Source organism: Devosia nitrariae, from assembly GCF_030160115.1.
Lineage (GTDB): Bacteria > Pseudomonadota > Alphaproteobacteria > Rhizobiales > Devosiaceae > Devosia > Devosia nitrariae.
In genome coordinates this window covers 168,441-192,346 of the sequence record NZ_BSNS01000009.1, presented here as the reverse complement: position 1 = coordinate 192,346, position 23,906 = coordinate 168,441, and the positions used below count along the sequence as shown (strand labels likewise).

Sequence of the window (23,906 nt, the reverse complement as noted above, 5' to 3'; positions counted from 1 at the left end):
GATGGAAAACGTGCCTTTTCGGCCACAGGCAGCAGGACCACCTGCCTAGCGCGATGCCGCCGAACTCTCGCGCACTACAAGATCCGGATCGATCATCGTCACACGCGGCTCGGGCAATGTATCGCCGGCCGCGATCAGGCTCATCAGCCGCTCGACCGCGAGCTCGGTGACCATATCGACCGCGTAGTTGACGCTGGTCAGGGGCGTCGCGGCGAACTCGGCGAATTCGATGTTGTCGAACCCGACGATCGCCACGTCGCGCGGCACAGCAGGCCCGTGCTTCTGGCACCAGCGCAGCGCCCCGATGGCAAGTGAATCGTTGGCGGCAAAGACGGCCGTCGGGCGGTCACGCACTGTCATCAGGCTGTCCATGGACCGATAGCCGCGGGCGACCGAATGACCGTGCGGGTCGACGGCGATGCTGGCGTCGTAAGGAATGCCGGCTTCCTTCAGCGCCTGCTGATAGCCTTCGCGCTTTTCGAGATTGCCGAGCCGACTGCCGCCATCGATGATGCCGATGCGCCCGTGGCCGATGTCGATGAGATGACGAGTGGCCTTGTAGGCGCCCCGCCGCTCGTCCATGCATACCGCATCGATCCCGGCGTCCGGGTCGCCAACAAGTAGCACGACGGGATAGTTGGCGTTGCGCAGGCGCCGGATATGGTCGAGTTTCCGGTGGCTGCGCGGATAGATCAGCATGCCGTCGACCTGGCGGGAACGGAAGACCTCGAGGACGCGGATCTCTTCTTCGGGATCATTGTTGGAGGTGGCAAAGAGCGTGGCGTAGCCGCGCTCGGCAAGCGCCAGCTCAATGGCTTGTGCGGTATGCGTCAGGGCCGGGTTGGTGATGTCAGTCAGCACCAGCCCGATGGTCTTGGTCTCGCGGCTGACGAGCGATTTGGCGATCTGGTTGGGCAGATAGTTGAGCGCTTGTGCCGCCTCGCGAATGAGTTGACGGGTTTCCTGCGGAATGCGCGGGCTGTCGCGCAGGGCGAGCGAAACCGTGTTGACCGAAAAGCCGGTCCGGTCGGCGATATCCTTCAAGCGCGTGATGGCCTTGCCCATCTGTTCCGTCTAGAGCGCGATGCGATTTGATGGAATCAAATCGCGCGCTCTACCTTTTTGTTGTGGCGGGATCTTTTGTAAAAAACCGGTTCCCACCCCGGATCCAGTCCGGGGCAGGCTTTTTTCGCATCCCGCTCTAGCGCCCCGCCCCATCTCCGCCATTGGTAAATGCCTTGGGCCCACCGCCCGGAGAATCCAGTTCACCGATCGCGGTGATGGGTCAACAATGGTGACCTTATTTGAACGATAATATGAACTGGGGCAAGCTAATCCCACTCCGGGCCCCAGGCGGGATCGACCGCGCGCCGGCCGCGATCGAGGGCGTCGATGGCGGCGATCTCATCGGGCGCAAGGCTGAGGCGAGTTGCTTCGTAGTTGCTGCGGATGCGCTCGGCGCGGCTGGACGTCGGTATGGCGCAATAGCCCCTGGCCATCTCCCAGGCGAGCGCAACCTGCTCGACGCTCGCGCCATGTTGTTTGCCGATGCGGGTGAGGACCGGGTCGTCCTTGAGGCGGCCCTTGGAGATCGGCTGGTAGCAGGTGACGGAAATTTCCCTGCTGTTGCAATAGGCTGCAAGCTTGGCGTTGGTAATGTAGGGATTGAGTTCGACCTGATTGTTGACGATCGCGCCCTTGCCCAGGATCGCCTCGGCCTCTTCCAAAAGTGCGATGGTGAAGTTGGAAACGCCCATCAGGCTGGCAAGCCCCAGCGATTGCGCTTCGGCAAGCTGCGTGAGGTACGTGGCAAGCGGCACCTCGCCGCGTGGCGAGGGCCAGTGGATGAGCGCCAGGTCCACTTGGTCGACCCCGATTTCCTCGCAGCTTTTCCTCAGCGACGGCACCAGCCGCCCCTCAGCGAAATTCTGGGTCGCCACCTTAGTGGTCAGGAATACTTCGTTACGGGCAAGGCCGGAAGCCCGCACCGCTTCGCCCACCTCCCGCTCGGTGTTGTAGTCCTGCGCCGTGTCCAGGTGCCGATAGCCGGTTTCGAGCGCGAGGGAGATCGCCGCTATGCCCGCCGCGCCGGTGCGGCCATAGGTGCCGAACCCCATCAGCGGCATACCATATTGATTCTTCAATGCGACTCCCTCCCTTGCTCTCCTGCCTGTCCGTCCTCGGGCGTGGCGTTCCCACAATATGCAAAATCACCGTTGACGAACGTCGAATTCCCCTCCTAGATTAACGATAATACAGAGAAGGCCGCAAGGCCCAGCTCAATGCAAAGAGGCCTGCAAGGCCAAACCGGCGCGACAGTCACCGTCGTGTTGAGGGAGGGGAACGTCATGGCGTTGCGATGGAGCAGGCTATCGCCACAACTGGCCCTGACGCCGGCGCTGGCGGTCACGGCGGTGGCTTTCGTCGGCGCTATCGGCTGGACGATCTATCTCTCGTTCACCCGCAGCCGGCGCCTGCCCGAATACACCATCGACTGGAGCGAGTGGGGCCGGCAATACAGCCGGCTGTTCCGTGACGATGCCTGGATGATTTCGCTCAGGAACCTCATCACGCTCGGGCTCGGCAGCGCCCTCGCCATCGTCTTCGGCTTCGTGCTCGCGGCGATGATCGACAAGGAGAAGCGCGGAGAAAGCCTCTTTCGCACCGTCTTTCTCTATCCTCTGGCGGTGTCGCTGATCGTGACCGGCGCCGCCTGGCGCTGGATGTTCAATCCCGACATGGGCATCGAGAACTTCCTGCACCAGATCGGTTTGACCGGGCTCAACTTCAGCTGGCTCGCCCACGCCGACACGGCCATGTACGGCATCATCCTCGCCTCGGTCTGGCAGAGCTCAGGATTCTACATGGCGCTGATGCTGGCCGGGCTCAAATCGATCAATTCCGAGATCTGGAGCGCGGCCAAACTCGACGGCGTCCCGCTCTGGCGGCTCTATATAGAGATCGTCATCCCGATGATGAAGTTCACCTTCATCACCTGCGCGATCCTTCTCTCACTCGGCGTCATCAAGGCCTATGACGTGATCGTGGCCATGACCAATGGCGGCCCCGGCCAGTCGACCTATGTGCCGGCCTATTTCACCATCCAGGCGCTGAGCTCCTCGGGCAATCTCGGCTACGCGTCGGCGGCGGCCGTGATGATGCTGGTGATCACCGCCGTGGTCTTCCTGCCGCTCGTGCTGCTCACGGCCTGGCAGCAGCGCCGGCGGGCGGAGGCGGTGAAATGAGTGAGCTGACCGTCGCCCAGCGCGCCGCCGGCGCCGAAATCGCCATCGACAGGGCACCTTACTTTCCGCGCCGCAAGAAGATGATCACTGGCCGCTCGATCGCAGTGCTGGTGTTCCTCAGTATCTGCGCGCTGTTCTTTGCGGTGCCGCTCTATGTGGTGGTGGTCACCTCGTTCAAGACCATGGCGCAGATCCGCGAGGGCGCGATCTTCGCGCCGCCCTCGATGTGGACGCTCGAGGCCTGGGATTACGCCTGGAACCAGGCCTGCTCGGGCATCAACTGCAACGGCCTCAAGGTCGGGTTCTGGAACTCGGTCGCCATCCTCTTTCCCTCGCTCGTGCTGTCGATCGCGCTTTCGATGGTGACCGGCTACGCGCTAGCGCTGTGGAACGTCAGATGGGCGGGGCCTTTCCTCTTCCTGTTGTTCATCTGCGCGTTCGTGCCCTTCCAGATCATCATGTTTCCGCTGATCTCGATGACTTCGACGCTCAAGGTCTACGGCTCGATCTGGGGGGTGGCGCTCGTCCACTCGGTCCTCTCCATGCCGGTGCTCACCCTCATCTTCCGCAACTACTACAAGGATGTGCCACAGGAAATCCTGAGCGCGGCGATCATGGATTCGGGCTCGTTCTGGCGGATCTTTTTCGAGATCATCGTGCCGATGTCGGGAAACATCCTCATCGTCATCCTGATCCTGCAGATCACCTCGGTCTGGAACGACTATCTGATCGGGGTGACCTTCGGCGGCTTCAACGCCCAGCCGATGACGGTGAACCTGGCAAATCTCATTACCATCTCGACCGGCACCGTCGCCTACAACCAGAACATGGCCGCTGCGCTGCTCACGGCCATCCCTCCGCTCGTCATCTATTTCCTCGTCGGAAAGCTCTTCGTGCAGGGCATCACGGCGGGTGCAATCAAGGGTTGATGGACACCATATGCCGCGCGTCAGCTTCGAACACATCACCAAGACCTACGGGCACCTCACGGTCCTCGACGACCTCAACCTCGCCATCGAGGACGGAGACTTCCTGGTGCTGCTCGGGCCCTCGGGCTGCGGCAAGACCACCCTCTTAAACCTGCTGGCGGGCCTCCTCGACGTTACCGATGGACGCATTGTCATCGGAGACCGCGACGTCACCGACCTCGATCCCAAGGATCGGGGGTTGGCCATGGTGTTCCAGTCCTACGCGCTCTATCCGACCAAGACGGTGCGCGGAAACCTCAAGTTCGGGCTCGTCTCCTCGAAGCTGCCCGCCGACGAAATCGAGCGGCGCGTCGCCTGGGCGGCGAAACTCCTGCAGATCGAGCCGCTGCTCGACCGCAAGCCGGCGCAGCTTTCGGGCGGGCAGCGCCAGCGCGTCGCCATCGGGCGGGCGCTGGTCAAGAACGTCGGGGTGTTCCTGTTCGACGAGCCGCTCAGCAATCTCGACGCCAAGCTGCGCACCGAAATGCGCATGGAGATCAAGAGGCTCCACGACGAGCTCAACCACACCGTCGTCTACGTCACCCACGACCAGATCGAGGCCATGACCATGGCCACCAAGATCGCGGTGATGAATGCCGGCGTCATCCAGCAGTTCGGCACGCCCGACGAGATTTACGAGAGACCGGCCAACCTCTTCGTTGCCGGGTTCATCGGCTCCCCGGCGATGAACCTGCGCAAGGCGAAGCTGTCGCTCGCCAACGGCCGTACGGAGGCCATCTTCGGCTCGGGCATACGTCTCGACGTTTCCGACTATGATTTTTCCGCGCGGCCCGAGGATGGCGCCGAAATCATCGCGGGACTGCGGCCCGAGCACTTCGGCACGCCAGACGGTTCGGTCGAGGGGGCGGCGGGGGTGTTCAACGTGCCGGTCCAATATGCCGAGCGCACCGGGCCCGACGCCAGCGCGTATTTCCGCTTCGAGGACGAGCTGCTCGCCTTGCGCATCGACCCGGCCATCGCCTCGGCGCTGGCACCGGGCCAAGCCGTCTCGGTCGGCTTTCTTCGGGGCAAGGCAAACCTATTCGACGCCCGTACAGGGCAGCGGATGTGACCAACATTGCAAGGGAGAGAGATATGTCCAGGAAATTGCTGACCGGGCTTGCCGCCGGTCTCATGCTCGGCACCGCCTCGACGGGGGCGATGGCAACCGACCTCGTCATCTACCACAGCTGGTCCGCGCCGCCCGAGGTCGCCGCACTCAACGTGCTGCGCGCCGGCCTCGAGGAGAAGGGCCATAGCTGGACCGACATCGCCATCCCCCATGACACGGGCTCCAACGTCAACCTGATGAGCCTCGTCACCGGCGGGCAGCCGCCGAACGTGTTCATGGAGTCCAACCCCGGCGTCTATCGCGACCTCGCCGGGATGGGGCTGGGCCTTCCGCTGACCCAGTGGTTCGAGGAGAACAATGTCGTCGAGAACCTGCCGACTTCGGTTGCCGCAGCGATCAGCGTCGACGGCGAGATCGTCAAGGTGCCGACGGCGCTGCATATCGATGGCATGGTCTATTACAACATGGAAGTCGCCGAAGCGGCCGGCGTCGATCCGACCGCATGGACCTCCTTCGAGGACATGTTCGCCGACTTCGAGACCATCCGCGCCGCCGGCTACGATCCCGTGGCGGTGGGCAGCCAGCCGTTCCAGGTCGGCTATCTGATGCATGCGCTGACCGCCGCGGTGGCAGGTCCGGACGTCTACAGTGCCATCTATGGCAGCGAGGTCGATCCTGCTGCGCTCGACGATCCCGCGTTCCGCCAGACGCTCGAGACGCTGCGGCTGTTCGCCAACGAGGCAGGGCCGGCGGCGCAAAACCGCCCCTGGAACGAGACCACCAATGAGGTGATCAGCGGCAGGGCCCTCATGCAGGTGCATGGCGACTGGATGAAGGGCGAGTGGCTGGCGGCCGACAAGGTGCCGGGCACCGATTTCGGCTGCATGCAGATTCCAGGCGGCAAGGCGGTCGTGGTGACGGTCGACGCCTGGGGCCTGCTCGGCGGCGTTCCCGAAGACGTACAGCAGGCCGAGCTCGACTTTGCCTCCGTCGTTGTCGACCCCGAGGTTCAGGGCGCTTTCGCCGCCGAGAAGGGATCGACCCCCGTGCGGCTCGACGCGCCGGCCGACAGCCTCGACGCGTGCAGCCAGGAAGTACTCGAGATCCTCGGCGATCCGGCCCACCAGGTGCAGAACCCGCACAACACGGCGGACGCCGACTGGCAGGATTCGATCTGGGACGTCGTCTTCAATTTCTGGAGCGATCCCAACATGACGGTCGACGATGCCATCGCCCAGATGAAGGAAAACTACGACACCATCCTCGGCTAGAGTTCTGAATTGTCGCGTTTTCGAACCGCAAAACCGGTACCCACTTTTGCTGAAAACGCTCTAACCCTTCCTCCCGACGCGGGCGACCCGGTTGCGGCCGGGCCGCCTGCGACTCCTCCCTCACATGGACAGACCAAAATGGACAAGCGCCTGCTCGACGAAGACGCGGTGATGCAAATCTGCTTCGTCACCGACGATGTCGACAAATCCTCCCAGTGGTTCGCGGACCTCACCGGCAAGCCCTTGCCGCCGCTCGGCAAGGCCGCCGAGCCGGAAGAAGCGAGGGCCATCTACAACGGCATGCCCGCGGCTGTCGGATGCAAGATCCGCATGTTCAAGTTCGGCAATATCGACGTGGAATTCCTCGAGCCAGGGCCTGAGAAGAGCGCCTGGCGCGACCTTCTCGAAGAGAAGGGCCCCGGCTGCCACCACATCGCGTTCAAGACAAAAAACCTCACCAACCGTCACGCCTATCTCGAGGGCAAAGGTCATAAGCTCCTGCAGAGCGGCGAGTTCGACGGCAGCCACGGGCGCTATGCGTACTACGACACCGTTCCCCAGCTCGGCGTGATGCTGGAGCTCCTCGAGTTCGACGCCGACAAGGAGCCCCAGGGCTGAGCATGGCTTACCCAATTGCCTACCAGCTCTATTCCTCGCGCAATTTTCCGCCACTTGCAGCACAGTTCCCCATCCTCAAGCAGATGGGATACGACGCCATCGAGCCTTGGCTGCCGGCCTATGAGGCGGACCCGGCCCTCTTTCGCCGGCAGCTCGACGATGCAGGGCTCGCCTGCTACGGCTTCCATATGCCGCTGTCGGGTCTTGTCGACGAGCCGGAGCGTTTCATCGACATCGCCCTGACGCTCGGGGCAACGCTGATGATCCCGCCTTACATTCCGGTAGAAGAGCGCGAGACAACATCGGCCTTCTGGCAGCGGCTCGGCGAGAAGCTGGCGCGGGGAGCACAGAAGGCGCAGCCACACGACCTGAAAGTCGCTTGGCACAACCACGATTTCGAATACTTGGCCCTACCCGACGGCAGTCGGCCGATCGATCACATCCTCGAAACGGGCGGCGATACTGTGTGGTTCGAGATCGACTGCGGCTGGATCACACGGGCGGGCGCGGACCCTGCCGCCGAGCTCACTCGCTATGGCGACCGGATCGCCGCCATTCAGACCAAGGACACGGCGCCGCCGGGCACCGCGGCCGATGACGGCTGGACGGCGACCGGTGACGGCATCATCGACTGGGAGACGCTGGTACCGCTGTTCAAGCAGACGGCGGCCGACCATATCGTGGCCGAGCACGACAATCCGTCCGACTGGCAGAGGTTTGCAGGGCGTTCGATCGAGAAGCTCAGGGCGCTGGGGCTTTAGGCGAAAGGACTTTACCCACCGTCGCCAAGCCTCGTTTGCGCCGCATTCGCTGATGATGGTGTCCCGGCGGCAGCTGGAGGCAACATGAGGCGGCGATATCACCTGGCGGTATATGCGGCAGCGCTGGCGATCTTGCCGGCCCATGCGGAGGAGGAGATGCCTCTCCCGCATTTTGCCAGAGCTGCCACGCCTGCAGATGCTTCTTTAAATGCGTTAGCCGTTGGCGAGCTTCGGATCGACGAAAACAATTGTCTGCGACACGGCGATTCCGTCGTCATTTGGCACCATGACACTACAGTCGAACGCACCGACGACGGCCGCATCCGGCTCATCGACGGCTTCAACGGGAAAGCCGTCTATGTCGGCGAGACCATCGCCATGAGTGGCGGGCACGGAACCGATATTCTCAACTGGGACGGGATCGGCGTTGCCGAACCGGCGCCGCCGGATGAGTGCACCGGCTCGTTTTGGTCGGGCGGTCCCGTAAACACCGCCGAGGAGACGCAAGAAATGCTGAAGGCATGGGAGGCTAGGACGCCGGTGCCTTCACCGCCGGGTTGAGGCGCGTACGGGCACTTTGCTGGCGGCTCTTAGACTAGGATAGGGGCGGCGTCGCTGAATATGAGAGAAACACCCGGAGGACAACCACGCTGGCTTCATCCCGGACGTTGATCGCCATGTCTCGCCGAGCCTCATAGGAGAAGTCGTCTTTCACCGCTTCGCTAAGCGCCCGGTCGGCCTCTGCCTTTGCAGCGTGCAGGCTTGCCAGCTCCTGTCCGACATAATCCCGAACAGCATGCCTGTTCTCAACATCGAAGAAGTAGCGCGGCATGGACCTGGACTCCTCTAAGCAGCGTCCTAATCCATCGCCAGGCACCTTCGTTGCTGAAATCCGAACAACATAGTTAAAAATCTATCTTCTCGTCGGCGCTACGCCTGCCGCTGCCTCCAACTCGCCAAGGGCCAGGGAGGGGGGAAAGGGCGCTCCAACTACTTTTCTTCCAGCAACCGCCGCGCCCGTGCAAGGACCGGCGCGTCGATCATCTGCCCGTCGAGTGCGAAGGCACCCGGCTGTCCTCCAGCGGCCTCGACCACCCGCCGCGCCCAGGCAAGATCCGTCTCGCTTGCCGTGAACGCCTCGTTGAGGAGCGGCACCACCGCCGGGTGCACGCAGGTCGCGCCGTCGAAGCCGAAGTCGCGGGCCTCCCGTCCCGCGGCGCGGATGGCGGCGTGGTCGGAATAGTCGGCGACGGTGCGTAAGAGGCCTATGGACATCAGCCCCTCCGCCTTGGCGGCGTAATGGACGAGCAGCTTGGGAAAGCGCAAAACCTCCGAGGTCGGTCCGGCACCCATGGCGAGTGCCAGATCCTCGCCGCCGACGGCGAGAGCCATCAGGCGCGGACCCCGGGCGATGGCGCGCGCATCGAGCACGGCGGCGGGCGACTCGATGAGGCCGATGACGGAGAACGGCAGCCGGGCGATTGCGGCCTCCAACGGTTCCAGAAGTGCGGCAAGCCGGGCAAGGTCGTCGGCGCTCTCGGTCTTGGGCAGCATCAGGCCGTCGGCGCCGGCACGCACGGCTGCCTCGACGTCGTCGGTAACGCGCTCGGGATCGTGGTTGACGCGCACGAAAATTCGGGCACCACGCTGGCGTGCCAAGGGAATTGCATCGGCAAGGCCTGCGCGCGCCTTGTCCTTGTCGGGCTCCGCCACACTGTCCTCGAGGTCGAGGATGATGGCGTCGGCGCCGCGCTCATGGGCCTTGGCGATGAAGCGCTCGGAGCTCGCCGGGATATAGAGCAGCGAGCGGATCATGGTTCCGCTCCAGCCGCGAGAACGGCGTCTATCTCATCGGCATCGAACCCCGCCTCGGCCAGAATCTCGCGCCCATGCTCGCCCTGGGCAGGCGCCGGCCGCCGCCAGACACCGGGCGTGCCGGAAAGGCGCGGCACGATGTTGTGCATGGCGAGCGCGCCGAACTCGGGGTCCTCGGCTTCGACGATGATCTCGCGCTCGCGGTAGTGCGGATCGTCCATGATGTCGGCGATATTGTAGATCGGCCCGACCGTCGCGCCGGCCTCCCGCATGAGCCGCAGCGCCTCGCCGCTTTCGCGCTCGGCAAACCAGCCGCCGACCGCCTCATCGACGAGGGAGCGGTGCCTTACGCGATCGGAGTTGGTGGCAAAACGCGGATCGGTGTTCATCTCCGGGCGACCGATGATCTCGAAGATCCTCTTTGCGACCGCCGGGGTTGAGCCCGACAGGGCCAGATACTTGCCGTCGGCGCAGCGGTAGACGTTGCGTGGCGAGGCGGTGTTGGAGGCGCTGCCGGCGCGCTGCTTGACCTTGCCGGTGCGGGTGAAGATTGCGACCTCCGGCCCCAGCACCGAGAACATCGGTTCCAGCAGCGAGAGATCGATGACCTGGCCTTTGCTCACCCCACGCTCACGGGCAAAGAGCGCCGTCATCGTTGCCGAGGCCCCGTAGATGCCGGCGATCATGTCGGCGAGCGCCAGGGGCGGCAGCACCGGTTCGCGGTCCGGGAAGCCCGTGCGGTCGGCAAAGCCGCTCATGGCTTCGACGATGGTGCCGAACCCTGGCAGGAGCGCGTAAGGGCCGGTCTGGCCGAAGCCGGAGATGCGCACGACGATCAGATTGGGATTGGCGGCGAGCAGCGCCTCGGGAGCGAGCCCCATCTTTTCCAGCGTTCCGGGTCGGTAGTTCTCGATGAGGACATCGGCGCCTTCGATCAGACGCCAGAGGGCGTCCATGGCGGGCTTCCGGCGCAGGTCCAGGGTGATGGATCGCTTGTTGCGGCCATAGGTCTTCCAGAAGAGCGAGTGGCCATCGTCCTTCCAATCGCGCAGCGGGTCACCCGCCGGCGGCTCGACCTTGACGACGTCTGCACCGAAATCGCCGAGCTGGAGCGAGAGCATGTTGCCGGCCATCAGACGGGAGAGATCGAGGACCCGAATGCCCGCGAGTGGCCCCTGCGCGTGTGGGTCGAAATGCCGGACTTCGCCCATCGTCACTGCAGCCTCAATCCACTTGCCTTGTCGAAGATGAGGACACGGGCGGGATCGATGGCGAGGCGAATGGTCTCGCCCGGATGCAATGGCGCATGGTCCCTGACGACGACGGAAATATCCTGGATGCCGATGCGGGCCAGAACCTCTTGCGCCTCGCCGGTCGGCTCGACGACGACGATCTCGGCCGGAACCCCCGTTTCGGCAAGCCCAATGTGCTGAGGGCGAATGCCGTAGACGATCTCGCTGCCCGGTGCGCGGTCGAGCGGTTGGCCGATCGGAAGCGCTGTCCCGTCGGCGAGCCGCACATCGGCGCCGGCTTCACCCACCACGGCCGGCATCAGGTTCATCTCCGGCGAGCCGATGAAGCCGGCAACGAACAGGTTCCTCGGATTGGCATAGAGCTCGAGCGGGGGACCGGACTGCTCGATATTGCCGCCGTTGAGGACCACGATCTTGTCGGCCATGGTCATGGCTTCGGTCTGGTCATGGGTGACGAAGACCGTCGTCTTGCCGAGACGCTGGTGGAGCGCCTTGATCTCGGCGCGCATCTTGACGCGCAGCTTCGCATCGAGATTGGAGAGCGGCTCGTCGAAGAGGAAAGCGCGCGGATTCCTGACGATCGCGCGGCCCATGGCGACGCGCTGGCGCTGACCGCCGGAGAGCTCACGCGGCAGCCGATCAAGCAGGTTCTCGAGCCCGAGAATGCGGGCCGCGTCGGCGACGCGCTGGCGGACCTCGGCTTTCGGCGCGCCGGCAAGCTTCAAGGCAAAGCTCATGTTGTCGGCGACCTTCATGTGCGGATAGAGCGCATAGGACTGGAAGACCATCGCGAGGTCCCGTTCCTTGGCGGGCATGTTGTTGACCACCTTGCCGCCTATGGTGATCTGCCCGGCGGTGATGTCCTCGAGCCCGGCGATCATGCGCAAAAGGGTGGATTTGCCGCAGCCCGACGGGCCGACGAGGACGACGAATTCGCCGTCCTCCATATCGAGACTGATGTCCGACAGCACCGGCAAGTTGCCGTAGGTCTTGCCGACATGTTTGAGGGCGATCTCTGCCATAGTCTCCTCCTCGCGGGACGATGCCCGCTGCCGCCGTCAGCTTTCGACGATCTCGATGGTGCCGACGCTCATCCGTCCCGGCCCGGCCATACGCAGGCCCACCATGCCGTAAGCATAGGCGCCGTCGCGGGCTTCGAGCAGCGATTGGCCGTCGATGGAGAAGGCGAGCCTGTCGCCTTCGACGGTAAAGCCGAACTGGTAGCTGCGTCCTGGTTCGGGTGCGAAGGGCGCGCGGGCGAGCTCGGTCGTGCCGAAGTCCTCCTTGAGGATTACCACGTCATCCCCATCGAACCCGGCGGCATAGAACCGTCCGGTACCCTGCACCCGCGCGGTCACCAGCTGCGAAGCACCGGCGAGGCGCCGGATGTCGGCGGTGACGGTCAGGTCGCAGGCGTAATAGTGACCGGTCCACATATCGGCGTCGGCAGCGGTATGGCCGTGGATACGGCCATCCCCGAGCGTCCAGTGGCCCCGGTTCCAGGTAAAGCGCGAGATCGCGCCCCATTCCTGCATTTCAACGCTGGGATCGATGCGCGCACGGCCCGCGCCCTCGACGCGGAAGTCGGTAAGGAACAGCCGGCCGAGGAATTTGAGGCGGCCGAAATATTCGATGGCGATGCCGACCTCGTCGATGGCCTCGTCACCTTCCGGCACAACGAAGCTCACCTCCTGCCACCCCTCGCTCGAGGGCACGTGCCAGGCGCCGGTCTCCTCGACGACCCCGCTCATGGTGCGGCGCACATAAGGGGCGATGCGCAGATTGCCGTCGCCGTTCCACGGGTCGAGCCAGAGCTTGAAGGAAACCTTCTGGCCGGCATCTATGACCGGCGAGAACATCGGGCGGTAACGCTCGTCGTCGAAATCGGTGCGTCGATAGAACGGCTTCCAGAATGCGCGTCCACCCTGCCCGCGCTCCAGCCGGTCGAGGAGGATTTCGAGGCTGCCACGCGACGCCTCGATGTGACGCTCGTTCGAGGCCTTGAGGCTGATCTGGTTGAAGCCTTCGGTGCGGAAGCCGTGCGTCGATCCGGGCAAGTCGAAGTCGAAGCGCAACCCGCGCCGGGTCATGTCCTCGCGCCAGAGTGCGGGCGCTTCGCGTCCGGCAAGATCGAGTGCGAGCACTGTCAGCTCGCGCGCAAAACTCGGGATGTCGACGATGTTGATGGAGCCGACAATGCCGGAGGCAATGAGGAAATCGTTGATGGGCTTGCGGTACTTGTCCCAGCCCGGCTGCAGGCCCTGCAGGGTGCCGACGATGGCGCCGGCATTGCCGGCGTTGCAGTCGGTGTCCCAGCCGGCCATGGTGGCGATCTCGACGGTGCGCTGCAGGTCGCCCCGCCCATAGATGAGCGCCATTATCGTGACGCCGGCATTGGGGACGATGTGACAGACGCCGGGATAGCGGTCATAGCCCCATTCGGCGTTCAGCATATCGCGGCAGGCGCGCCAGTCGTCGGGATTGGCCTTGTGGAAGGCAATGACGGCGTTGGCGACGCGGGCATAGAGGCTTTCGGTCGCAATGGTGGCAAGGCCTGCCGCGATGACCTCCTCGATGCTCCTCCCCACAAAGGCGGCAGCGATGGCGGCGGCGCAGAAGCGGGCGCCGTTGAGCCCCTCGCCGTCATGGGCAACGCTGGCGGCCATTGCCGACATCTGCGCGGCCTTTTCCGGATTGCCCGGATTCACCCAGCCCCAGCTGTCGATGAAGATCTGTCCGCCGATCTGTTCGGCAACGGTGGTGCCGTTGGTGGCGATGGATCCGGATAGCGGCGCTGGGATACCGGCGCGCAGGTTGCGGTAGGCAGTGTGCTCGGTCGAGACGCCGTAACCACCCCACCAGTACATGCCGTGTTCTTCCGCGGCATAGTTGAGCCAGGTCTTGCCGACGTCGGCGGCGGTGGCATTGAGCCCGTAGTCGCGCAGCGCGCGGATGAAATAGACGGGGCCATTGGTGTCGTCGTCGGCGGCAAAGTTCTTGAAGTCGCGCAGGTACGCGGTCACCTCGCCATAGGTGTCGCGGATGCGCTCGTAGCTCCAGATGGTCGGCTCCACCGGGGCGCCAAGACGTACACCGATGGCCTTGCCGATGAAGCCTGAATAGATCTTTTCGAGGATTTGAGTGGGGGAGAGCATCTAGGATCTTTCGGAAGAAAATGGTCAGGCAATGGCTTGGGCGAGGCCGGCTTCTCCGAAAAGCGCGGCCCGAGCAACTTCGCGCTGCTCGGCAGCGGCACGGTCGTCGGCAAGGATGGCGAGGGCGGTGTCGCAGAAGCCGTCGGCGAGCGCCGCAAGGTCCATGCTGTTGGCGCCGTCGAGCGTTGCCCGGTCGGCAGCGTCGACAACCGCCTCGCCATGCAGCGCGCCGAGAACAGCGCCGGCCATGACGCCGATGGAATCGGTGTCGCGACCGGAATTGATGCCGTCCTCGATCGCGGAGCGGAAATCGCCGTCGTTGAAGAGGCAGAAGCCGAGGGCAAGCGGGAGTTCTTCGATGCTGGCGAGGCGGGAGGGTCGATAGGCATCTGTCAGCCGCCCGGCCTTTTCGGGCAGATGATTGACGTCGTCCCCGATCGACGAATAGCGGGTGATGACGGAATGGAAGGCGTCGCAGACCGCCGCGTGATCGGCGCCGATGCGCCGCATCTTGCGGGCGCGCTCGGCGATGTCGGCAATAGCCAGACGTGTGCCGTCCTTGGCGAGGTCGATGACGGTGTCGACAATGCGCTCGATGCTCGTGCCTGGAACGAAGGCCGCGGCAACCGCGGCGGCCATGGCGCCGGCGGCCTCGAGCCCGTAGCTTTCCTGATGACCGGAGGCGAAGGCGATGGCCTCGTCATAGGCGGCCTTGGGATCGCAGGCGTTCACCACGCCGACGGGGGCGATGTACATGGCCGCACCGCAATTGACCATGTTGCCGATGCCGCCCTGGCGCGGATCGCAGCTGGCGAGCTGGTGGCGCTGGAAGATCCATTTCTCGGGATAGAACAGGCGCTCGACCAGCATCGTCTCACGCTGCAGTTCCGGTATCCATCGCGGCGTCCAGACGATCTGGCGCACCATGCCGTCCGCCATGTCCCAGGCATCGAGGTGACGGCGCACGGACCCGTAGACGTCCATCAATGCCAGCGTCATCAGCGTATCGTCGGTGACGATGCCGTTGCCGCGGATGCGCCCGTTTCGGGCAGCTTCCGGCAGGCTCATCTTGTGCCAGGTCGTCTCGAGTGAGGTCACCCGGCCATAGCGCGCGCGGATATCGGCGGCCGAAAGCTTCTCGACCGGCGCGCCCAGGGCGTCGCCGAAGGCGATGCCATGGACGAGAGCGCGGACGCGGCCACGAAAGGAGCTAGGCATGGGTCGGGGGTTCCTGGTTGTGGCGCTTAGAGGTTCGAGACACCCCCCGCCCAACCTCCCCCACATGGGGGGAGGTGCCGTTCGGAGCGTGGGGCTCGATCGTGCCAAGAGCACGGGGTCCCACCCTCCCCCTTGTGGGGAGGGCAAGGGAGGGGGTTCTTAAGGCATAGACCTCACTCATCGAGGACGCCGCGGGCGTACTCGTTGAGCCTGGCGCCACCAGCGGCTTCCCATTCGGAAACATACCGGTCCCACTGGTCCATGCCGGCCTCGCCGGAAATGAACTTGTACACCCACGAGCGGTAGACGTTCTCGGTGGCGTCGAGATCGGCGGCGTATTCGGCCGGGAAGACGAAGGCGTTGTCGGGCGTATAGTACTCGGCCAATTGGTCGAGCGAGGCGACTGCCGCTTCCGACTGCCAGACAACCGGGGCCTCCCAGTTGGCGGTCGCCATGAAGCGGGCGTACCAGGTGGAGATCTTGTCGGTCACCTCGATGGTGTCGCCACTGCGGGTGTAGTGTTCACCCTCGAAGCCCATGCGGTCCATCATCTGGCCCTCGGGGCTGGCGAGGAAATCGAGGATGGCAACGACCGCCTCCTTGTTCTCGGAAAGCACCGACATGGCAAAGCCGCGGCTTTCCTTGGAGACGTCGACGGCGGCAAGTCCGCGGCCGCCCGGACCCTCGGGAGGAGCAAGCAGCACCAGTTCGGCCTCGGGCTCGACCTGGCGGAGCTTGCCGCCATAGATGTCGATCACCTCCATTGAGGAGCCGAGGATGACGCCGGCGCGACCGGTGTAGAACTTGTCCTCTTTGATGTCCCACTTGGTGGTGATGTATTCGGGATCGTAGAGCCCTTCCTCGCGCAGCGATGCATAGAAGGCGAGCTTGTCGCGCTCCTGCGGGGTCACGCGAGAATGCACCCACTCGCCGGCCTCGTTCTTCATCCAGGTCGAGGTGACGCCGAAGGCCTGGTTGAAGATGGCGTCGAGCTCGTTGGTATTGTCGGCGGAGGTGATGCCGTAGGTGTCGTCCTGGCCGTTGCCGTCGAAATCGCCATCGCGGATGGCGGTAAAGAGCGCGACGTACTCATCGACGCTCTGCGGGGCCTCGAGCCCGGATTGCTCCAGCCATTCCCTGCGGATCACCGGCTGGGGAATGCGCACCGGATAAGGATAGAGCAGGTACGGGTAGTTCTCGAGGCGGGCGACGTTGTGCGCGTAGAGCCCGTCTTTCAGATATTCCGTCTGCTCGATCCACGGGCGCCAGTCTTCCAGGATGCCCTGCTCGACCATCTTGGCGTCGCCGCCCTGGAAGTAGATGAGATCGGGAATGTCGCCCGAAAGGAGCATGACGCCGAGCGCATCGGCATAGCCCGAGGAGGGCAGGTCGACGATCTCGATATCAACCTCGGTGCCACGTTCGGCGAGCGCCTGCTCGATGCGCTCGATATGGGCGACATCCTCGGGATTGGTGGTCAACAGGTCCTTGGAAACGATGCGGACCGTCGTGGGCTGCGCCGACGCCGTTGCGGCTAGGCCAAGGCTGAGGGCCAGGGCGGCCGTCGTTGCCAGAAGTGTTTTGGCGAGCATTGTTGTCTCCTCCGTGATTGGTGCTCGTTGGCAGGTCTGGGGGTTCATCCCTTGAGGGCGCCGGACATGGTGCCCTTGGTGAAGAATTTGAGGATCAGGGGATAGATGATGAGGATCGGCAGGATAGTCAGGATGATCATCCCGGCATTGAGCGCCCGGATCGAAAGCTGGCTGGCGCCGGTGAACTGGTTCATCGCCTGAACGCCCACCATCGACAGCTTGTCGCCGCCGATGACGAACTGGCGCAGCACCACCTGCAGCGGCCATTTGCTCTGATCGGTCAGGTAGATCATGGCCCGGAAGAACTCGTTCCAGTGGAAGACGAGGTAGAAGAGGGTAATGGTGGCAAGCGCTGGCCGGGCGAGCGGCAGCACCACGTGCCAGAACACCTGGAAGGCATTGGCGCCGTCGAGTTCGCTGGCTTCGAGCAGTTCCTTGGGGATTTCCTCGAAGAAGCGGATGAGGATGATCAGGTACCAGGCGTTGACGGCTTTGTAGAGGATCACCGACCAGTAGGTGTCGAGCAGGCCCAGACGCTTGTTGATGAAATAGTCCGGAATGATGCCGGGCTCGAAGACGATGGTGATCAGCACCATCACGAAGAGGAACCGTCTTCCGGGAAGGCCGGGCCGGGACAGGCCCCAGGCCATGAGCGCGGTGAAGGTGACGTTGATCAACGTGCCGGCACCGGTGATGAGGATCGAGTTCATTACCCCCTGGCGCACGTTCGGATGGTTGAGGAGCAGCGTCCACACATCGAGCGAAAAACCATCCGGCCAGATGGAGAGCCCACTCATTCTCGGTACGCGGGCGGGATCGGAGAGCGAGATTGCGGCAAGGTTGAGGATCGGCTGGACGGTCACCACCACCATCAGCAGCATGGCCGAGACGATAATGGCGTATTCGGTGCGCTCGAGCGGGGTGCGGCGGTCGTTGCGGGATGCCATCACCAGACCCCCTTGCCGGTCAGGCGCTTGGAGACGTTGTGGGCGACGACAATCAGCAGCATGCCGAGCACGGCCTTGAACAGCCCGGCGGCGGTGGCCAGCGAGTATTCGCCGGTCTGCAAGCCGATGCGGTAGACGTAGGTGTCGACGATATCGATGGTCGAGCGCACGACGTCGTTGGAGAGATTGATGACCTGGTTGAGGTCGGCCGACAGGAACATGCCGGCGTTGAGGATGAAGAGCGTGGCGATCGTCGGCACGATGCCGGGAATGGTGACGTACCATATCTTCTGCCAGCGGTTCGCACCGTCCATCTCGGCAGCGTCGTAGAGCTGCTGATCGATGGCGATGATGGCGGCGAGATAGAGAAGGCTGTCCCATCCGCCCGAGCGCCACATTTCCGAATAGACCAGCACCCAGCGGATGGCGCCGGTATCGGTCATATAGGAGCGCGGTGCGAGCCCGAAGAAGCCGGTGATCTGGTTGACGACGCCGCCCGAGGGCGAAAGCGCGGCGATGAAGATGCCGGCGATCACCACCCAGGAAAGGAAGTGCGGCAGGTAGATCGCCGACTGGATGAACTTGCGCAAGGGGCCGGAGCGGATTTCGTTGAGAAGCAGCGCCACGAGGATGGGCACCGGGAAGACGAAGGCTATCTTCATGCCCGAGATGATGAGGGTGTTGGCCATTACCTGCCAGAAGACGGGCGAGGTAAACAGCGTCTCGAAATGCTTCCAGCCGACCCAGATGTTGGGCGGGATGATGCGCACCTGCTCGAAGGCGATCTTGGCTTCCCAGATGGGCAGGTAATGGAAGACGACGAAGAAGAAGATGCCCGGCGCCATCATCACGTAATAGGGCCACCATCTGCGCAGGCCGCGCACGAAGGCGTCCCAACGCGAGTCAATGGGAACGTTCCCATCATCAAGCGCGGCATCGAACCGCTGCTCGTCTCCTGCGACCATGACTATCCTCTCCCCGCCCCGGCTTTGCGCTGGGGCGCCGAGGCCGAAAGATCGGCGAGCGAAGCTCGCTCGATCAGGCGGCACGGCAGGTAAATGCGGCCATGTTCCGACCGCCCTTCGATTTCGTCGAATAAACCCTCGACCGCGCGAATGCCCATTTCGCGACCGGGCTTGGCGATCGTGGTAAGACCCGGCGTGGTGAAGGCGCCGGCCGGAATGCCGTCGAACCCGAGGATGGAAACGTCGTCAGGGCATGAGAGGCCCGCCTCGCGCACGGCCATCAAGGCGCCGATCGCCATCATGTCGTTGGCCGCAAATACGGCAACATGCCCCACATGCGCTCGGGAAAGGAGCCGCTGCATGGCGAGGCGCCCGCCCTCGACGGTATATTCGCCGTCCTCGATGGCGAGGATCGCCGGATCGATATCCCGCTCGATGCAGTGCTGGTGAACCGAGCGCAGGAAGCGGGCCCGCGCGAGACGCGATTTGGGCCCAAGGATGAGACTTGGCGCCGCGTGGCCCTTGGCCGCCAGATGATCGAGGCCGAGCCGCACGGCCTGGGCAATGTCGGAACCCACGCTCGAGGTCTCGGGGAAACGTTCGGCGCTCGATCCGATGAGGACGAAGGGAAGGCCGAAGCGATCGAGGTCGTCAAAACTGTCGGATACGGGATTGATAATCGCGCCGTCGACGCGGGCGCGGCGCAAGGCGCGCAGGTGCGTTGCTTCCTTGGCCGGATCCCAGTCCGAAGAAAAGACCAGCAACGATATGTCGTTTTCGGCGGCACGGTCCTGGGCGCCACGGGCGACCTCGGCCCAGAACGGGTTGGCGATGTCAGGGATGACGAGACCCAGCAGCCCGCTGCGTCCGGACCGCATGCCGACGGCCAGGTGGTTGCGCTCGTAGCCAGCCAGCCGCGCCGCCCGCAGGACGCGCTCGCGCGTTTCCGGGTTGATGTTGGCCGCGCCGGCAAGCGCGCGCGCCGCCGTGCTCTTGGAGACACCGGCCTTGGCAGCGACATCGATGATGGTAGGCCGGCGATTGCCGCGCTTGGTCATATCCTCTTCCCATGACGCTGCGATGCTCTTCGGCACGGTGAGCGCTGTGGGAACGTTACCAGTAATGTGGATCATGTCAAGACCGGAGGCCCTGGGCGATCTTGCGGTTCGGGCACATGCTTGCACATATGTCACGCGCATGTAACAAATGTAACGCAGATCGCCTGAAACACTTGATATGCGGTTCGACGCTACCCTTGCGGGGTGACGGCGCAATACGTTGGCCAAAGGTCTTGTCGATTCGGGTACATACTGGTCACCATCGCCCTCTTCAAAGCCGGACGAAACCATGACCTTCATCGTTGGCCATCGCGGCGCTCGCAGCCTCTGGCCCGAGAACAGCCTTTCGGGCTTTCGCAACCTGCTGACGCTGCCGGTCGAGGCGGTGGAGTTCGACGTACATCTCACCGATGCCGGAGAGCTGCTGGTCATCCATGATCCGGCGCTCGATCGCACCACCAACCGCACCGGACCGGTGCGGGCGCTTGGCTTGGGCGAGCGGCACGACGTTACCCTCAGGGGCAGCGACGGCGAGGGCATTCCGACGCTCGAAGAGGTGCTTTGGCTGTTCAAGGACAGCGATCTCGAACTGCAAGTCGAGCTCAAGGCCGACGCCGCGCGCGTGCCTTATGCCGGACTGGAAGCCAAGGCGGCCGCCGTGCTCAATGCCCTGGGCCTTGCCGACCGCACTTTCCTCACGAGTTTTTATCCCGACGTGCTGGCGACGGTACGGCGCGTGGCACCGCACATGCGGACCCTCCTCTCCTTTTCCCGCGGCTCGATCGAACGGCTCGGCCTTGCCGCCAGTATCGAGGTGGCGATGACCGTCGCCGATGTCGTTGACATCGAGATGTCGCTGCTCTCGGTCGAGTGGGAGGCAATAGCCGGAAGGGTGCCGCTCGACCGGCTGGGTGTCTGGACCCCCAATAGCGAGGAGGACCTTGCCTATTGGCTGGCGAAGGGCCTGCGGAACGTCACCACCGACCGGCCCGATCTTGCCCTTGCCGCACGCGGAAAGGAACTCGCCCATGCCGCTGATTGATCGCCGCCAATTCCTCGCTTCCGGGCTTGCCGCGGTTGCCGTCTGGCCGCTCATCGGGAATGTGCGAGCCCAGCAGTTCGACAGCGATCCATTTACTCTGGGCGTTGCTTCCGGGAGCCCCACGGCGGAAAGCGTCGTCCTTTGGACCCGGCTGGTCTTTCCGGCCGAGGCGGCCATCAACATGGCCGATCCCTTCGCTCCGGCCCCTGCGCCGGAGTACGGACCGCTCGATGTTGCCTGGGAGATTGCCGAAGACGATGCGTTCACGCGCTCCGTGCAGTCGGGCATGGCTCCGGCGGTGCCAGATTTCGCACACTCGGTGCATGTGGAAGTCAAGGGACTGCAGCCTGAGCGCTGGTATTTCTACCGCTTCCGCTGCGGCAATGCGGAAAGCCCGGTCGGGCGCACTCGCACCGCGCCGGCGGCCGAAGCCCTACCCGACCGCTTCAATTTTGCCTTCGCCTCCTGCCAGCAATACGAGCAGGGCTATTACAGCGCCTATCGCGACATGGCGGCGCGCGATCTCGACCTCGTCGTGCATCTGGGCGACTACATCTACGAGAAGACCTACGGTGCCAATCTGGTGCGCCGGCACGGCACGGGCGTACCCTCGCTTCTCTACGAGTACCGCGACCGCTACGCGCTCTATAAATCCGATCCGGACCTCAAAGCCGCGCACGCAGCCTTCCCGTGGCTGTTCGTGTGGGACGACCATGAGGTGATCAACAACTACGCCAAGGATCACTCGCCCGACGCGCCGCGGCCGGATGTGTTCCTCAGGCAGCGCGCGGCCGCCTACCAGGCCTGGTACGAGCACATGCCCGTGCCGCCTCGTGCCGCGCCGGAGTTTTCCAGCCTCGCCATCTATGGCCTCCATGGCTTCGGGCGCCTGGTCGACATCGCCCTGCTCGATACCCGTCAATATCGCTCGCCGATGCTGACGACCCACGCCAGTCTCGACACTGACGAGCGGACCTTTCTCGGTCTCGATCAGGAGCGCTGGCTCGACGGGGCGCTGAAGGCCTCGAGCGCCAAATGGACGATCATCGGCCAGCAGACCCTGCTTTCCGAGCGCGACACGGCGGCCGGTCCCGACACGGCCTACAATCTCGACGGCTGGGACGGCTATCGTTCCGCCCGCGCGCGCCTGCTCGACAGCGTCGCCGAGGCCGGCACCGCCAACCCCCTCATCATCGGCGGAGACCTGCACGCCTTCTATGCCGCGGACGTCAAGCGGGATTTCATGGAGGAGGAGGCGACGACATTCGCGACTGAGTTCGTTTCTGGCTCGATCACCTCCGACGGCCCGTCGGACGAAAGTATCGCCACGGCACTCGCCGAGAACCCGCACCTCAAATACGCCAACGGACGCGACCACGGCTACGCTCTGATGCACCTCACCGACAAGGAGGCGCGCACGGAGTTCGTGACGGTTTCTGACCGCAAGGATCCGCAGGCGACGGCAAAGGTCGAACAGAGCTTCGTCGTCCTTGACGGGCTACCGGGGGTGAACCGGGTGTAGTGCAAGCCGATCGCATATGGCGGTGTTTCCCTTCTCCCCTTGAGGGAGAAGGGACACGGTGCCACAGGCGATAAGCCTGTGGTCCTTGGGGGCTGCCCATGCCCGGCGGCAAGCGCTATGACTTCATGAACCTCCCACCACGCCGGACGCCCGACTTGACCGTCTCCGAACCCATCGTTTCCTCGACCACCTTCCCGCCCGTACCGCGCCGGGAGGTGATCGACCTCACCTCCTCCAGCATACGCGACATCGCCAATGCCGGCATGGGCCGTGCCGACACTGCCGCCTTCTGGTTCGGCGAAAGCGACATGCCGACGCCCGACTTCATCGTCGAATCCGCCATCGCCTCGCTCCAGCGCGGTGAGACCAAGTACCTGCACAATCTCGGCACGGCGTCGCTGCGCGAGGCGATCGCGGCTTATTCGTCCCGGCTGCACGGGGTCGATCTGCCGGCCTCGCGCATCGCCGTCACCGCTTCGGGCGTCTCGGCGCTGATGGTGGCAACACAGATGGTGGTCTCGCCCAGGGACAAGGTCGTCGTCGTCACGCCGATCTGGCCCAATATCGCCGAGATGCCGCTACTTGTCGGGGCGCAAGTCGTACGGCATCCACTGACGGTCGAGAACGGCCGGTGGCAGCTCGATATGGACGCGCTCCTCAAACGCCTCACGCCAGACATCCGCATGGTCGTCGTCAATTCGCCCAACAATCCGACCGGCTGGACGATCACCCGGGCCGAGCAGGAGCGGCTCCTCGCTCATTGCCGGCGGTACGGCATCTGGATCCTCTCGGACGACGTCTATGAACGGCTTTGCTTTCGGCCTGGCGAGGCCGTCGCACCCTCGATGCTGCGCCTCGCCGAGCCCGAGGATCGGCTGATGGTGGTCAACAGCTTTTCAAAAACCTGGCGGATGACCGGCTGGCGCATCGGTTGGTTGACCATGCCGGAGGAGTTGATGGCCGACCTGCCCAAGGTCATCGAATACAACACCTCATGCGTGCCCGGCTTCGTGCAGCGCGGCGCCGAGATGGCCGTTTCGGATCCACGGGGCGAGGCTTCGGTCGCAGCGCTGCACAAGGAACTGGTCGCCTCTCGAGCGATGCTGCTCGATGGCCTCAATGCCATTGGCGGCATTGAAGTGCCCGATGCCGACGGCGCGATGTATGCGTTCTTGCGCATCGAGGGACGCGCGGACAGCCTAGCGACCGCCAAGGCGCTGGTGGCGGAGGTCGGCCTTGGCCTCGCGCCCGGCAGCGCTTTCGGCAGCGAAGCCGAGGGATGGCTGCGTTGGTGCTATGCGGCCGAGAAAAGCAAAATCGCTGACGGACTGGAACGGCTGGGGCGCTTTCTCGGTTGAGCTGTAGCCGCTCTCTCTAACCTGTTCGTCAACACCGATCATATGC

Annotated in this window: 22 protein-coding genes; 10 read left to right on the top strand and 12 right to left on the bottom strand. The window is 64.0% G+C overall.

The window, feature by feature from the left end; genetic code table 11:
- Positions 1–45: 45 nt before the first annotated feature.
- The gene (locus QQK18_RS10420; protein ID WP_284340269.1) at positions 46–1,065 is read right to left on the bottom strand and encodes a LacI family DNA-binding transcriptional regulator; all 1,020 of its coding nucleotides are present in this window, start codon (positions 1,063–1,065) and stop codon (positions 46–48) included.
- 266 nt (positions 1,066–1,331) lie between these two features.
- Positions 1,332–2,144, bottom strand: coding sequence for an aldo/keto reductase (locus tag QQK18_RS10415; RefSeq protein ID WP_284340268.1), 813 nt, complete (start codon positions 2,142–2,144; stop codon positions 1,332–1,334).
- A gap of 204 nt (positions 2,145–2,348) precedes the next feature.
- Between QQK18_RS10415 and QQK18_RS10410 the strand changes: the two genes are divergently transcribed.
- From QQK18_RS10410 to QQK18_RS10380, 7 genes are all read left to right on the top strand, one after another.
- Positions 2,349–3,245 carry a carbohydrate ABC transporter permease gene (locus tag QQK18_RS10410; protein ID WP_284340267.1) on the top strand — a complete coding sequence of 299 codons (897 nt, stop codon included), beginning with the start codon at positions 2,349–2,351 and terminating at the stop codon, positions 3,243–3,245.
- A complete protein-coding gene (locus QQK18_RS10405) occupies positions 3,242–4,174 on the top strand; it encodes a carbohydrate ABC transporter permease (RefSeq protein WP_284340266.1) in 933 nt (310 codons plus the stop codon). Before QQK18_RS10410 ends, QQK18_RS10405 begins: the two co-directional genes overlap by 4 nt.
- Positions 4,175–4,184: 10 nt before the next feature.
- The gene (locus tag QQK18_RS10400; RefSeq protein ID WP_284340265.1) at positions 4,185–5,285 is read left to right on the top strand and encodes an ABC transporter ATP-binding protein; all 1,101 of its coding nucleotides are present in this window, start codon (positions 4,185–4,187) and stop codon (positions 5,283–5,285) included.
- Positions 5,286–5,308: 23 nt separating this feature from the next.
- Positions 5,309–6,556, top strand: coding sequence for an ABC transporter substrate-binding protein (locus QQK18_RS10395; RefSeq protein ID WP_284340264.1), 1,248 nt, complete (start codon positions 5,309–5,311; stop codon positions 6,554–6,556).
- 138 nt (positions 6,557–6,694) lie between these two features.
- Positions 6,695–7,174 (top strand): VOC family protein, encoded by a 480-nt coding sequence (locus tag QQK18_RS10390; RefSeq protein WP_284340263.1) that lies wholly within the window; start codon positions 6,695–6,697, stop codon positions 7,172–7,174.
- Positions 7,175–7,176: 2 nt separating this feature from the next.
- Entirely contained in the window at positions 7,177–7,935 is a 759-nt protein-coding gene (locus tag QQK18_RS10385) for a sugar phosphate isomerase/epimerase family protein (protein ID WP_284340262.1), read from the top strand.
- Between the two features lie 156 nt (positions 7,936–8,091).
- Positions 8,092–8,496, top strand: coding sequence for a hypothetical protein (locus tag QQK18_RS10380; protein WP_284340261.1), 405 nt, complete (start codon positions 8,092–8,094; stop codon positions 8,494–8,496).
- A gap of 34 nt (positions 8,497–8,530) precedes the next feature.
- On the opposite strand, the gene QQK18_RS10375 is transcribed toward QQK18_RS10380, so the two are convergent.
- From QQK18_RS10375 to QQK18_RS10330, 10 genes are all read right to left on the bottom strand, one after another.
- The gene (locus QQK18_RS10375) at positions 8,531–8,767 is read right to left on the bottom strand and encodes a DUF6894 family protein (protein ID WP_284340260.1); all 237 of its coding nucleotides are present in this window, start codon (positions 8,765–8,767) and stop codon (positions 8,531–8,533) included.
- A gap of 158 nt (positions 8,768–8,925) precedes the next feature.
- Entirely contained in the window at positions 8,926–9,750 is an 825-nt protein-coding gene (locus QQK18_RS10370; RefSeq protein WP_284340259.1) for an HpcH/HpaI aldolase/citrate lyase family protein, read from the bottom strand.
- Positions 9,747–10,961, bottom strand: a complete 1,215-nt coding sequence (locus tag QQK18_RS10365) for a CaiB/BaiF CoA transferase family protein (RefSeq protein ID WP_284340300.1) — start codon at positions 10,959–10,961, stop codon at positions 9,747–9,749. Before QQK18_RS10365 ends, QQK18_RS10370 begins: the two co-directional genes overlap by 4 nt.
- A gap of 2 nt (positions 10,962–10,963) precedes the next feature.
- Complete coding sequence (locus QQK18_RS10360; RefSeq protein ID WP_284340258.1) at positions 10,964–12,025, bottom strand: ABC transporter ATP-binding protein; 1,062 nt, start codon at positions 12,023–12,025, stop codon at positions 10,964–10,966.
- A gap of 36 nt (positions 12,026–12,061) precedes the next feature.
- On the bottom strand, positions 12,062–14,158 hold the full coding sequence (locus tag QQK18_RS10355) for an ADP-ribosylglycohydrolase family protein (RefSeq protein WP_284340257.1): 2,097 nt from the start codon (positions 14,156–14,158) through the stop codon (positions 12,062–12,064).
- 24 nt (positions 14,159–14,182) lie between these two features.
- Positions 14,183–15,376, bottom strand: coding sequence for an ADP-ribosylglycohydrolase family protein (locus QQK18_RS10350; RefSeq protein ID WP_284340256.1), 1,194 nt, complete (start codon positions 15,374–15,376; stop codon positions 14,183–14,185).
- A 173-nt stretch (positions 15,377–15,549) separates the two neighbouring features.
- On the bottom strand, positions 15,550–16,968 hold the full coding sequence (locus QQK18_RS10345; protein WP_284340255.1) for an extracellular solute-binding protein: 1,419 nt from the start codon (positions 16,966–16,968) through the stop codon (positions 15,550–15,552).
- Between the two features lie 44 nt (positions 16,969–17,012).
- The gene (locus QQK18_RS10340; protein ID WP_284340254.1) at positions 17,013–17,915 is read right to left on the bottom strand and encodes a carbohydrate ABC transporter permease; all 903 of its coding nucleotides are present in this window, start codon (positions 17,913–17,915) and stop codon (positions 17,013–17,015) included.
- Positions 17,915–18,880 (bottom strand): ABC transporter permease, encoded by a 966-nt coding sequence (locus QQK18_RS10335; protein ID WP_284340253.1) that lies wholly within the window; start codon positions 18,878–18,880, stop codon positions 17,915–17,917. The genes QQK18_RS10340 and QQK18_RS10335 overlap by 1 nt, the downstream gene beginning before the upstream one ends.
- Before the next feature lie 2 nt (positions 18,881–18,882).
- Entirely contained in the window at positions 18,883–19,938 is a 1,056-nt protein-coding gene (locus QQK18_RS10330; protein ID WP_284340252.1) for a LacI family DNA-binding transcriptional regulator, read from the bottom strand.
- Positions 19,939–20,227: 289 nt separating this feature from the next.
- On the opposite strand from QQK18_RS10330, the gene QQK18_RS10325 reads away from it, so the two are divergent.
- From QQK18_RS10325 to QQK18_RS10315, 3 genes are all read left to right on the top strand, one after another.
- Positions 20,228–20,980: a glycerophosphodiester phosphodiesterase family protein gene (locus QQK18_RS10325; RefSeq protein ID WP_284340251.1), complete on the top strand. Its 753-nt coding sequence runs from the start codon at positions 20,228–20,230 to the stop codon at positions 20,978–20,980.
- Complete coding sequence (locus QQK18_RS10320) at positions 20,967–22,502, top strand: alkaline phosphatase D family protein (RefSeq protein ID WP_284340250.1); 1,536 nt, start codon at positions 20,967–20,969, stop codon at positions 22,500–22,502. Before QQK18_RS10325 ends, QQK18_RS10320 begins: the two co-directional genes overlap by 14 nt.
- A gap of 98 nt (positions 22,503–22,600) precedes the next feature.
- Entirely contained in the window at positions 22,601–23,860 is a 1,260-nt protein-coding gene (locus tag QQK18_RS10315; protein WP_284340249.1) for a pyridoxal phosphate-dependent aminotransferase, read from the top strand.
- Positions 23,861–23,906 lie beyond the last annotated feature (46 nt).

Excerpts from the sequence above, each read along its gene's own strand:
- QQK18_RS10420 (WP_284340269.1), bottom strand. The coding sequence starts at position 1,065 with ATGGGCAAGGCCATCACGCGCTTGAAGGATATCGCCGACCGGACCGGC.
- QQK18_RS10410 (WP_284340267.1), top strand. The coding sequence starts at position 2,349 with ATGGCGTTGCGATGGAGCAGGCTATCGCCACAACTGGCCCTGACGCCG.
- QQK18_RS10405 (WP_284340266.1), top strand. The coding sequence starts at position 3,242 with ATGAGTGAGCTGACCGTCGCCCAGCGCGCCGCCGGCGCCGAAATCGCC.
- QQK18_RS10400 (WP_284340265.1), top strand. The coding sequence starts at position 4,185 with ATGCCGCGCGTCAGCTTCGAACACATCACCAAGACCTACGGGCACCTC.
- QQK18_RS10395 (WP_284340264.1), top strand. The coding sequence starts at position 5,309 with ATGTCCAGGAAATTGCTGACCGGGCTTGCCGCCGGTCTCATGCTCGGC.
- QQK18_RS10390 (WP_284340263.1), top strand. The coding sequence starts at position 6,695 with ATGGACAAGCGCCTGCTCGACGAAGACGCGGTGATGCAAATCTGCTTC.
- QQK18_RS10385 (WP_284340262.1), top strand. The coding sequence starts at position 7,177 with ATGGCTTACCCAATTGCCTACCAGCTCTATTCCTCGCGCAATTTTCCG.
- QQK18_RS10380 (WP_284340261.1), top strand. The coding sequence starts at position 8,092 with ATGCCTCTCCCGCATTTTGCCAGAGCTGCCACGCCTGCAGATGCTTCT.
- QQK18_RS10375 (WP_284340260.1), bottom strand. The coding sequence starts at position 8,767 with ATGCCGCGCTACTTCTTCGATGTTGAGAACAGGCATGCTGTTCGGGAT.
- QQK18_RS10370 (WP_284340259.1), bottom strand. The coding sequence starts at position 9,750 with ATGATCCGCTCGCTGCTCTATATCCCGGCGAGCTCCGAGCGCTTCATC.
- QQK18_RS10365 (WP_284340300.1), bottom strand. The coding sequence starts at position 10,961 with ATGGGCGAAGTCCGGCATTTCGACCCACACGCGCAGGGGCCACTCGCG.
- QQK18_RS10360 (WP_284340258.1), bottom strand. The coding sequence starts at position 12,025 with ATGGCAGAGATCGCCCTCAAACATGTCGGCAAGACCTACGGCAACTTG.
- QQK18_RS10355 (WP_284340257.1), bottom strand. The coding sequence starts at position 14,158 with ATGCTCTCCCCCACTCAAATCCTCGAAAAGATCTATTCAGGCTTCATC.
- QQK18_RS10350 (WP_284340256.1), bottom strand. The coding sequence starts at position 15,376 with ATGCCTAGCTCCTTTCGTGGCCGCGTCCGCGCTCTCGTCCATGGCATC.
- QQK18_RS10345 (WP_284340255.1), bottom strand. The coding sequence starts at position 16,968 with ATGCTCGCCAAAACACTTCTGGCAACGACGGCCGCCCTGGCCCTCAGC.
- QQK18_RS10340 (WP_284340254.1), bottom strand. The coding sequence starts at position 17,915 with ATGGCATCCCGCAACGACCGCCGCACCCCGCTCGAGCGCACCGAATAC.
- QQK18_RS10335 (WP_284340253.1), bottom strand. The coding sequence starts at position 18,880 with ATGGTCGCAGGAGACGAGCAGCGGTTCGATGCCGCGCTTGATGATGGG.
- QQK18_RS10330 (WP_284340252.1), bottom strand. The coding sequence starts at position 19,938 with ATGACCAAGCGCGGCAATCGCCGGCCTACCATCATCGATGTCGCTGCC.
- QQK18_RS10325 (WP_284340251.1), top strand. The coding sequence starts at position 20,228 with ATGACCTTCATCGTTGGCCATCGCGGCGCTCGCAGCCTCTGGCCCGAG.
- QQK18_RS10320 (WP_284340250.1), top strand. The coding sequence starts at position 20,967 with ATGCCGCTGATTGATCGCCGCCAATTCCTCGCTTCCGGGCTTGCCGCG.
- QQK18_RS10315 (WP_284340249.1), top strand. The coding sequence starts at position 22,601 with ATGCCCGGCGGCAAGCGCTATGACTTCATGAACCTCCCACCACGCCGG.